Origin of the sequence: Pseudoalteromonas sp. BSi20429 (genome assembly GCF_000238895.1) — a bacterium.
Classification (GTDB): Bacteria; Pseudomonadota; Gammaproteobacteria; order Enterobacterales; family Alteromonadaceae; genus Pseudoalteromonas; species Pseudoalteromonas arctica.
In genome coordinates this window covers 1-9,572 of sequence record NZ_BADV01000095.1, presented here as the reverse complement: position 1 = coordinate 9,572, position 9,572 = coordinate 1, and the positions used below count along the sequence as shown (strand labels likewise).

Sequence of the window (9,572 nt, the reverse complement as noted above, 5' to 3'; positions counted from 1 at the left end):
GCGCAGCGACTCCCGACGCTAGAATCACAACAAAATCCCTCAATAACTCAGTCGGCCAATACAGTAGCATTTGCTACGTGACTCTCCACCGCTGTGGGCACTACGACATCCTACTGCGTAGCGCACCGACTTCACATTGTAGAGAGCCCGGATCTAACGATTCGGGCTTTTTTACGTTTGCAGAAAAGTGAAATATGAGTAACTAACATTACGCACTCGATTTCTCTCCAATTTATCTAAATGTACAAGTCGAGCAGAATAGCTCCTTACTTCAGTACTAAAGTTTATAACCAAATCTAAAGACTATTTAAAATAGTCCGTAAGCTTGAGTTTCTTCACTTTCAGATTCTTCTAGTTGTGTTGGTTTAAATATTACGCTTGGATCAATTAATACACTGTGCTTTTGTGAAAGCTTGATTAATCCTCGCATCATATTTTTAGTTTGTGGGTCTAGATCAAAACCGACCTCAGTGAGCTTATCTAGTGGTTTAATGTCTTCTTTTTTATAGTCGATATTATCTTCGACTTTATCTACCAATAACCCTACGTGTGGGTTTAAGCCGTCTTTAGTGGTAAAAACAATAATAGGTTTATAGTCTAAGGTTATTTGCTCTTTAGCTGATTCGAATAAACGCTCTAGCTGAATTAGGTTACTACGCTTAATTTTTTCGAGCAGAGCTGATACTTGTTTATAATCGCTTTGATTATGAGCTGATATAGCTTCTTTTACCGTTTCTAGCAATGATTGGAAAGGTTCGTTAAGTCGAGACATTGTTAGTTTTAAGTCTTCATTATCGGTGTTGAACTCTTTGTAAAACAGAACAAAATCTTGTAGTTCTGCATCATTGCTTGAAATAGAAGCCGAGCTATTTAGCAAGTTACTTTGAAGGGTATTGAACCAGTTTAATAGTTTTTCTTGCCATGTTCTTAGTTGTTTTAGTACATGCGCATTACTTTGTTCGGTTGAGATATTATTTAAAATAATACCTAAATCAAACACAGGCGTTGGTATATCCATATAATCTTTAACACCAATAAAGCTTTTATTATTGTTGGGTAAAGTTGTTAGATTATTGTCAAAGCGTTCTGTTAATAAAATATCGAGTATTTTAAGTGAAATTGTTTTGCAGCCCACTTTAAAGTTTATTAATTCCATGCCTTTATCTTAATTTACCTGTTAATGCTTTAAGGATAGAACAAATTAAATAAATAGCTTAAAGATGGATAAGATTTAATAGAGATAGGTAACTAGGAGTTATTAGATGGCACTAGTGAGGTTTTTTATGGCACGTTTAAAGTGATTCTCAAGCTGCTTTTTTCCTAATAAACCTAAGTGTTGAATCACTTTTTCATTACATTCATTTTGCAGCACTAACTTTATTAAAAGTTGTTTATCAGACTCTGTTAATTGAGACATACAAGAAGGAGACTGATTCACTACCTGCCAGAGAGTCGCAGAGATATTAAATTGAGTGAAGTTACTGTTTACGAGCAAGGCTAATCGTTCGCGAGTCTCGGGGCTTACTAACTCATCGCTAAATCCTTCAATTAAAATACTTACAAGTTGCCAGTCTAGTGTTTTAAAATTTGTTAAAAGAGCATAAAAAAAGTCGTTTTTAAACTGCTTTTTCAAAGGTTGGATAATTGCACTTTTATTGCTTAAGCATTTAACCACAAGCGCTGAATGTTCAGCTGTGCTTTTATCGCGTTGATAACCCAGTTTTACGGTATCAAACCCTTGTTTTTGCCAAAAGTTAAGTAGCTGCGCTGTTGCGCCAAAGCTTGCACCAAACCAACTACATTGGCTTTTTACTTGCGACTCGCAATAGCTAAGTAGCTTTTTACCAAAACCCATATTGTGAGAACTCGGATCAATCGCTATTCGTACAACGCGAGCGCTCAACTGTGTTAAGTAGTCATTATTAAAACTAAGTTGTGAGAGGGTTTGAGCCATTAAATGACCCTGTGGGCGGCGCTCTCCGCTTATAACCTGTAGAGCAAGTTCTTCACTTAAACCACCTTCTATTGCGATTAAACATACACCAACTAATTGATTGTTAATTTTGCTGATGAATATTCGTTGCGATGGTGCGTCTAGTAGTTGGCGTAAATCGTTTACACTACTTTGATAGTGAGCCAATGCAAGCAGGGCAATAACTTGTTGCAGTAAAGGCTCATTGTTTACAAGGGATTGCTGAGTTATTTCGCTATGAACTGGCTGCTCTAATTGCTCACTACTTAACTCTTTATATTGTGCACCGAGTGCAAGCAAGGTGCGAATGTGCTTCTCGAGGGGATCGTGTTTAGCAAAACGCAGTGGCTCATCAAGCGTTACAACTTTAGAGGCTTTATAGTGCGCTTTTATATAGTTACTAAAGCGAATGGTGTAACCCCTACCATTGCCCTCATACCCAACCAGTGTACTTGCAAATACTATACGAGGGTAATGAGCTAGCATTTTTAGCAATAACGGAACAGGGATCGCGGCAGCTTCATCAATGAGTAATAAATCGCACTCAGGTAATGCATTTAATAACGCGTCAGGTGCAACGTAGTGCAAGTTGGCGAGCTGTTTATGTTCAGCGTTGTATTGAAGGCTCAGCTCGTTGGCTAAATGTTTAAAGCTACTATGGGTCGCTTTAAACTGAGTGCTGCAAATAATTACTTTTTTATCAGTCAATTTTGCGGCTGCTAAGCCAAGTGCTGCCGACTTACCTCTACCTCTATCAGCATTAATGAGTAAAGGCCTGTTGGCACGACCATTAGCTACTTTTACTATTTGTTCAACGCAGTTTTGCTGTGGTAGATAGTCAATTTTATTATCCGTAACAGAGCTGACGAGATTACTAATACAGCCATTTTGTTCACTAAAATGAAAAGCGGGTAATCGCTTAATAATAGCCGCGAAACGATGATTAAATAAACTGTAGTCAATACTCTGACCGTGTGATTGCACTGTACTTAATGAGGGGTCTTGCCAAGAGGCTAAATCATTTAATTCGGGCAGTAATAAAAACAGTATACCGCCTGCTTTAACGGTGCCGGTAAGTGCTGCAAGTTTATCAGGGTGTAAACCACTAAAACCATCGTAAACAGCATGAGCAAATTCTTGCCCTAAAATTTGGTGAGTGCGAGTAGGCCAGTACGAATTTTTAATCGCGCACTGCTTTGATACAACAAGTGTATTGTTTTCATCTATTAATGAGTTAAGTAATTCATAACACCAAGCAGGGCTGCCCGTAATCAACACTAGCTGACGATGATACGCGCCAGCTAGTTGTTGTTCTAACTCATTTAGGTGAGATTTATACAGCTTGTAATCGTGCATAGGCCGTTACTAACCATTTACTGCCAAGGTCGTCAAAGTTAACTTGTACGCGAGATTGCGCGCCACTGCCTTCGTAATTAAGTACGGTACCAACACCAAACTTAGCATGCAAAACTCGTTGTCCTAAGTTAAAACCACTGTCTTCAAATGCGGCATGGCTAACTGATGCGCTAAAACGCCCGGCGGCAGGTGGACGAGAAACCTGTGTTTTAATACGGATTTCTTCTACGCAGTCCTCAGGGATTTCGCGTAAAAAGCGTGATGGGCTATGGTATTTTTCTTGCCCGTATAAGCGGCGACTCTCAGCATGGCTAATGTATAACTTATCCATTGCTCGTGTCATGCCTACATAACAAAGGCGGCGCTCTTCTTCTAAGCGGCCAGACTCTTCGTTACTTTGCTGAGAAGGGAACATGCCTTCTTCTACGCCCACCATAAACACTAACGGAAACTCTAATCCTTTAGCTGAGTGAAGCGTCATCATTTGTACGGCATCTTCGTGCTCTTCTGCTTGTCCTTCACCTGACTCAAGTGACGTATGGGCTAAAAAGCCTTGTAAAGGCGAGCTGTATTCTTCGTCTTCAGGAAGTTCGTACTGGTCACATGCGCTAATTAGTTCTTCTAAGTTTTCTACGCGAGCACGGCCTTTTTCACCTTTTTCAGCTTGGTACATTGCCATCAAGCCTGAGGTTTGAATTGTGTACTTGGCTTGCTCATGCAAAGTTAGATCGCTAATTTTATCTTCTATTTGTTCAACTAGTTCTACAAACTTACTTACTGCACCAGAGGCACGACCAGATAAGTGCTGTTGTTCTACAATTGCTTTTGCGGCATACCAAAGCGGTAACGATTCTGCTCGTGCACAATCTCGTATATGGCTCAATGTTTTATCACCAATACCGCGTGCTGGCGTATTAATTACACGCTCAAACGCGGCATCGTCTTGACGATTACCTACTAGGCGTAAATACGAAAGCGCATCTTTAATTTCTTGTCGTTCGAAGAATCGCATACCACCATAAATACGGTATTTTAAGCCTTCTTGCAGCATGGCCTCCTCAAGTACACGAGATTGCGCGTTACTACGGTATAAAATTGCGGCATCTTGTAGGGCATTACCTGCATTTAACCAGCTTCGTAGTTTGCTACTTACAAAGCGTGCTTCGTCTAACTCATTAAATGCTGCATAAATAGAGATTGGCTCGCCGTCGTTACCGTCGGTCCACAAGCTTTTACCCATACGTTCTGAGTTATTTTGAATTAATGCGTTAGACGCTTTCAAAATAGTCGCTGTTGAGCGGTAGTTTTGTTCAAGACGAATGGTTTCTGCGCTAAAGTCAGTTAAAAAACGTTTAATGTTTTCGATTTTAGCACCACGCCAACCATAAATGCTTTGGTCATCGTCGCCTACAATCATAATGCTGTTAGTATCGCCAGCAAGTAATTTTAACCAAGCATATTGAATGGTATTTGTATCTTGGAACTCGTCTACGAGCATATGCGCAAAGCGTTGCTGATAATGACGCAGTAACGTAGGGTTATTTTTTAACACTTCGTAGCTGCGTAGTAATATTTCAGCAAAATCAACTAGGCCCGCTCTATCACAGGCCTCTTGATAGGCGGCATAAACACGCAGCATCATTTGCTCATTAATATCGTATGCTTGAATATCTTTAGGGCGAAGTGCTTCATCTTTTTTGGCGCTTATGTACCAGCCAAATTGCTTAGCGGGCCATTTTTTATCATCAATATTCATCGATTTTAATAAGCGCTTGATCATCCGAAGCTGATCGTCAGAGTCTAAAATTTGAAAGGCTTCTGGTAAATTAGCTTCACGGTGATGAGCACGTAAAATACGATGCGATAAACCATGGAAAGTACCAATCCACATACCACCTACAGGCGCTTTTAGTGTTTCTTCAACGCGGCCACGCATTTCTTTAGCGGCTTTATTAGTAAAAGTAACTGCAAAAATACTGTAAGCGGAGGCTTGCTCAACTTGCATAAGCCACGCAATACGATGAACTAACACTCGTGTTTTACCAGACCCAGCACCTGCTAATACCAGCATGTTTTGTAGTGGGGCTGCAACGGCATCGCGTTGTTTGTCATTTAAGCCATCGAGTAATTGTGAAACGTCCATCGTTACGCCTTTTTAATCAATATTGTGGCCAGTATAACAGGTGTTTTTGTTAGGCTAAATAAAATACTGTTTTTATAAACAGCTATTTATAAAATAGTGTTCAAAACGAGTAACTTGCTAATTAATTGAGCGAATCGAAAAGTGCAAACACATAACAAAAATTGCTAATTTGACCTAAAGTTAGCAAAATTTACTAACTCTCTAAATCTAGACTAATTTAACTATTTGATTTGTAAGCTTTAATAAATTGGCATAGAGTGTGTAAGTAAATAATTATAAAATCAAATAAATACAGAGGTTAGTATGGCAGATCAAGGTTCTGGCGGTAACGTAATCGCAGCATTATGTAATATATTTTTTCCTGGTTTAGGGCAGTTAGTGCAAGGGCGTATTTTAGCGGCTATATTTTTTGCACTCGCTATTATAATAAGTTACGCACTAATTTATGTGCTTGTAGGCTTTGTACTTGTGCCTATTATTTACTTATGGTCGATTATTGACGCAGCGCGTTATAGATCGCGAAGTTAACGGTTTTAAAGTTGAGTAAAATAGCGCCCATGTGGCGCTATTTTACTTTATATGCCCTGTGGTTTACGGGCGTTTACGTATATAATTACGCAACTAAAGATTTACAGGCAAACCCTATGGAATATCAATTTATTCGCGACCCTATTAGTGGGCTACGTATTAAAATAAGCAGTGAACACGCTATTATTGGTCGCTGGCTAAACGAAGAAATAGGCAAAGACAAAGTAGCCATGGTGCAAGCGCTTATTGCATCGGTGAGTTCAAGCTATGAGCCGCTAACGCTAAAAGGCCAAGAAATAGATTTAATATTAACGAAAGACGAAGCATTATTTGAAGCCCATGCGCTTCATCAAGACAGCGAAGACCTAATAGCGTATCAAGATGACGATTTAGCGCTTGAAGAAAATGGTTTAAGTAGTGGTTGTGGCTTTGAAGATTTCATTGATTTAATTGATTCATGGCATGAGTTTACGACGTCACGATAAACATAACTAGCACACTAATAAAAATATACAGCAATGCACAATCAGCATTTTATCTGTATTATTACACCAACGAACATTACGCCAATCAAAACGACAGGAACTGATATGTCTGCCAATTTAAACAAGCTAGTAGTGATGCTAGAAATGCAAAACGCCATGAATACTAAAGTACATGAGCAATGGTTTACTCAAGGGTTTGAATGGTACCGCGCTATTTGGGTTGAGTGTGCTGAAATGTTGGATCATCATGGTTGGAAATGGTGGAAAAAACAAACACCAGATACTGAACAAGTTATTTTAGAGTTGGTTGATATTTTTCATTTTGGTCTATCGCTTAGAATTGACGGTGAAACTAGCTACGAAGACTTAGCAAAGCAACTTGAAACTGAGCTTAGCAATGCTCAACAAGCTGATGACTTTAAACAAACACTAGAGATATTGGCGGCGTCTGCTGTTGCTGATAAAACGTTTAATGCAGGTGCCTTTGCCGGCTGTATGGCGCAAATGGGTATGGATATTGATGATTTATATCGCGGCTACGTAGGTAAAAACACGTTAAACTTTTTCCGCCAAGATCACGGTTACAAAGATGGTAGCTATATTAAAGAATGGAATGGGCAAGAAGATAACGAGCATTTAGTTGAAGTAGTTAAAAGCCTTGATACAGAACATGCAGATTTTGCAAAGTTAGTATATCAAGGGCTAGAAGCGCGTTACCCAAAAATTTAAGTCACGTAAGTTGAGTTAGATAATCTTACGATAGTCGGTAACACTTAGGTAATCGGCTATTTCGTTATGTGGTTGTTGGCTATCTGGGTTAGCAACTGCAAGTAAGTGCTCAATGCCGTATTCTCGCGCGGCATTCAAAACCGGCACACTGTCATCTACAAACAAAGTGCGCTGCTTATTAAACCCTAAGTCTTTTTGTACTTGGTGCCACAAACTTTGTTGCTCTTTACTTACTCCATATTCATGAGTAGACACTACGCCATCTAGGTAGTTATCAATCGCTGTATGCTCAAATTTAAGCATGACACTCTCAGGGTGGGCGTTGGTAAGTAAAATTAACTCTTTGCCTGCTTTTTTAAGCTCAGTTAAAAAATGAGGTACGTCTTCGCGCATTTTAATTAAATGCTGAGACTCTCGTTTAAGCTCCATTATAGGCAAGCTTAATTGCTGCTCCCAATAATCTAAACAATACCACTGTATTTGACCGCTCACAGCTTGATAGCGTTTTAAAATATCTGCTTTAGCTGCATCTAGGCTAATGCCCCTTGCTAATGCGTGTTGCGCAGGAATAACGTTAAGCCAAAAATGACTGTCGTAATGTAAATCGAGTAATGTTCCATCCATGTCGAGCAAAACGGTATCGATTTTTGACCAATTTAACATAGGAATTTCAACTTATAAGGTTTATTATTGAACTAACTGCCATGATAGCAAATTAACGCCAATGACACAGAAAAAGCACCCAACACCACCACAAATCCTCAGTAACAATGTTGTCGCTAAAAGCCGCCTGTTTACTGTGGAGTCTTTAGAGCTAAAGTTTTCTAATAACGAAGAGCGCCAGTATGAGCGAATTCGCGGCGGTGGCCGGGGAGCAGTGATGATTGTTCCGTTAAGTGCAGACAACGAATTACTACTTGTACGTGAATACTGTGCGGGCACAAACGATTACCAGTTAGGTTTTCCTAAAGGCTTAATCGATCCGGGCGAAACGCCAGAGCAAGCTGCTAACAGAGAGCTTAAAGAAGAAATTGGCTTTGGTGCTGAGTATTTTAAACCATTAAGAACAGTAACAATGGCGCCGAGTTACTTTAATGCCACTATGCATATTTTATTTGCTAAGCAATTATACCCACAAACCCTTATTGGCGACGAACCAGAGCCGCTTGTTGTTGTTAAGTGGCCATTAACTCAGTGGCAGTCATTATTAGACCAAGAAGATTTTACCGAAGCACGCAGTGTTGCAGCTTTGCTATTATTAGATAAGTATTTAGCGTCTGGAGCTGCCGATGAATAAATTAATCGAACCGTGTATTGAATTAGCTGAGCGTGCTGGCGATGCAATTATGGCCATTTATAAAAAAGGCGATATTGGCCAACAAGAGAAATCAGATAATACGCCTGTTACCAAAGCTGACTTAGCAGCAAATGACGTACTGGTTGCTGGATTAAAAGTCTTAGCGCCCGATATCCCAATTATGTCGGAAGAAACACCTATACCTGCACTCGCCGACAGACAGGACTGGCAGCGCTATTGGTTGCTCGATCCGATGGATGGTACAGGCGAATTTATTTTAGAAAGTGGCGACTTTGCAGTAAACATTGCATTGATTGAAAATAATCATCCTGTGCTTGGAGTTATTCATTGGCCTGCAAAAGGTGTGACTTATTTTGCTACAGCTAAAAATGGTGCCTTTAAACGTGAAAACTCAATTGATAAGCAAATATCTGTAGCGCCGCCAGAGAACTTGACGCTTGCAGTGAGCCGCCGCCAAAAAATAGAAGCGGTGAGTCAGTATTTAAATAGTCAGTTTACAACTATTGCTATTGGCTCGTGCTCATTAAAAGCTTGTACTGTTGCAGAAGGCAAAGCAGATTGTTTTTTAAGAATTGGTCCAACGGGAGAGTGGGATACAGGTGCTTCACAAGTTATTGTTGAAGAAGCCGGTGGTTGTATTACCGATGCAGAATTTAACCCGCTAACGTACAACCAACGCGAGAGTACTGAGAACCCTGACTTTATAGTGATGGGGCATCCAGACTGGGAATGGCAAAAAATGATTAATCCGCATCAAAGGTTGAGCGCAGAATAGCAATTTGATTGCTTTTTGTCCGGTTGAACAACTTTAATTAGTTTAGGCCTTGCATTAAATGTTTATTCCTATATAGTAGCGCTCTCTTCAAGGCAGGCTCGTAAATATTACGAAAATGTTTTAAAGAAATTACAGGCGCGGGATGGAGCAGTCTGGTAGCTCGTCGGGCTCATAACCCGAAGGTCGTCGGTTCAAATCCGGCTCCCGCAACCAATTTTTATAAGTAATTACGTTAACTACGTAAAACTTACTAAGACTTAAGAGTA

General features: G+C 39.9%; 10 protein-coding genes and 1 tRNA gene. 7 read left to right on the top strand and 4 right to left on the bottom strand.

Translation table 11 applies throughout. The features are described from left to right. A partial coding sequence (locus P20429_RS20925) for a hypothetical protein (RefSeq protein WP_237715166.1) occupies positions 1-191 on the top strand: 191 nt, incomplete at its 5' end. Between the two features lie 116 nt (positions 192-307). On the opposite strand, the gene P20429_RS02045 is transcribed toward P20429_RS20925, so the two are convergent. From P20429_RS02045 to uvrD, 3 genes are all read right to left on the bottom strand, one after another. Further along, positions 308-1,156 (bottom strand): hypothetical protein, encoded by an 849-nt coding sequence (locus P20429_RS02045; protein WP_007586559.1) that lies wholly within the window; start codon positions 1,154-1,156, stop codon positions 308-310. A 102-nt stretch (positions 1,157-1,258) separates the two neighbouring features. Beyond that, positions 1,259-3,328 carry a GNAT family N-acetyltransferase gene (locus P20429_RS02050; protein WP_007586557.1) on the bottom strand — a complete coding sequence of 690 codons (2,070 nt, stop codon included), beginning with the start codon at positions 3,326-3,328 and terminating at the stop codon, positions 1,259-1,261. Continuing rightward, positions 3,306-5,471: a DNA helicase II gene (uvrD, locus tag P20429_RS02055; protein ID WP_007586555.1), complete on the bottom strand. Its 2,166-nt coding sequence runs from the start codon at positions 5,469-5,471 to the stop codon at positions 3,306-3,308. The genes P20429_RS02050 and uvrD overlap by 23 nt, the downstream gene beginning before the upstream one ends. 303 nt (positions 5,472-5,774) lie before the next feature. Between uvrD and P20429_RS02060 the strand changes: the two genes are divergently transcribed. The 3 genes from P20429_RS02060 (at position 5,775) to P20429_RS02070 (ending at position 7,213) form a co-directional block, all read left to right on the top strand. Next, positions 5,775-5,999: a hypothetical protein gene (locus P20429_RS02060; protein WP_002963009.1), complete on the top strand. Its 225-nt coding sequence runs from the start codon at positions 5,775-5,777 to the stop codon at positions 5,997-5,999. Positions 6,000-6,115: 116 nt separating this feature from the next. Then, positions 6,116-6,484: a YacL family protein gene (locus tag P20429_RS02065; protein WP_024592461.1), complete on the top strand. Its 369-nt coding sequence runs from the start codon at positions 6,116-6,118 to the stop codon at positions 6,482-6,484. Between the two features lie 105 nt (positions 6,485-6,589). Beyond that, on the top strand, positions 6,590-7,213 hold the full coding sequence (locus tag P20429_RS02070) for a dUTP diphosphatase (protein ID WP_007586550.1): 624 nt from the start codon (positions 6,590-6,592) through the stop codon (positions 7,211-7,213). Between the two features lie 15 nt (positions 7,214-7,228). Here the strand turns inward: P20429_RS02070 and yrfG are convergent, their stop codons facing one another. Further along, entirely contained in the window at positions 7,229-7,876 is a 648-nt protein-coding gene (gene yrfG / locus P20429_RS02075; RefSeq protein ID WP_007378908.1) for a GMP/IMP nucleotidase, read from the bottom strand. 61 nt (positions 7,877-7,937) lie between these two features. On the opposite strand from yrfG, the gene nudE reads away from it, so the two are divergent. The 3 genes from nudE to P20429_RS02090 all read left to right on the top strand — a co-directional run bounded on the left by nudE (position 7,938) and on the right by P20429_RS02090 (position 9,519). Then, on the top strand, positions 7,938-8,510 hold the full coding sequence (gene nudE / locus P20429_RS02080) for an ADP compounds hydrolase NudE (RefSeq protein WP_007586548.1): 573 nt from the start codon (positions 7,938-7,940) through the stop codon (positions 8,508-8,510). Next, positions 8,503-9,306, top strand: a complete 804-nt coding sequence (gene cysQ, locus P20429_RS02085; RefSeq protein ID WP_007586545.1) for a 3'(2'),5'-bisphosphate nucleotidase CysQ — start codon at positions 8,503-8,505, stop codon at positions 9,304-9,306. Before nudE ends, cysQ begins: the two co-directional genes overlap by 8 nt. Positions 9,307-9,442: 136 nt before the next feature. Next, a tRNA-Met gene (locus P20429_RS02090) sits at positions 9,443-9,519 on the top strand. Positions 9,520-9,572 lie beyond the last annotated feature (53 nt).

What these genes read in the sequence shown, in the direction of transcription:
- yrfG (WP_007378908.1), bottom strand. Translation starts at nt 7,876, where the DNA reads ATGTTAAATTGGTCAAAAATCGATACCGTTTTGCTCGACATGGATGGA.
- P20429_RS02065 (WP_024592461.1), top strand. Translation starts at nt 6,116, where the DNA reads ATGGAATATCAATTTATTCGCGACCCTATTAGTGGGCTACGTATTAAA.
- P20429_RS02070 (WP_007586550.1), top strand. Translation starts at nt 6,590, where the DNA reads ATGTCTGCCAATTTAAACAAGCTAGTAGTGATGCTAGAAATGCAAAAC.
- uvrD (WP_007586555.1), bottom strand. Translation starts at nt 5,471, where the DNA reads ATGGACGTTTCACAATTACTCGATGGCTTAAATGACAAACAACGCGAT.
- P20429_RS02060 (WP_002963009.1), top strand. Translation starts at nt 5,775, where the DNA reads ATGGCAGATCAAGGTTCTGGCGGTAACGTAATCGCAGCATTATGTAAT.
- nudE (WP_007586548.1), top strand. Translation starts at nt 7,938, where the DNA reads ATGACACAGAAAAAGCACCCAACACCACCACAAATCCTCAGTAACAAT.
- cysQ (WP_007586545.1), top strand. Translation starts at nt 8,503, where the DNA reads ATGAATAAATTAATCGAACCGTGTATTGAATTAGCTGAGCGTGCTGGC.
- P20429_RS02045 (WP_007586559.1), bottom strand. Translation starts at nt 1,156, where the DNA reads ATGGAATTAATAAACTTTAAAGTGGGCTGCAAAACAATTTCACTTAAA.
- P20429_RS02050 (WP_007586557.1), bottom strand. Translation starts at nt 3,328, where the DNA reads ATGCACGATTACAAGCTGTATAAATCTCACCTAAATGAGTTAGAACAA.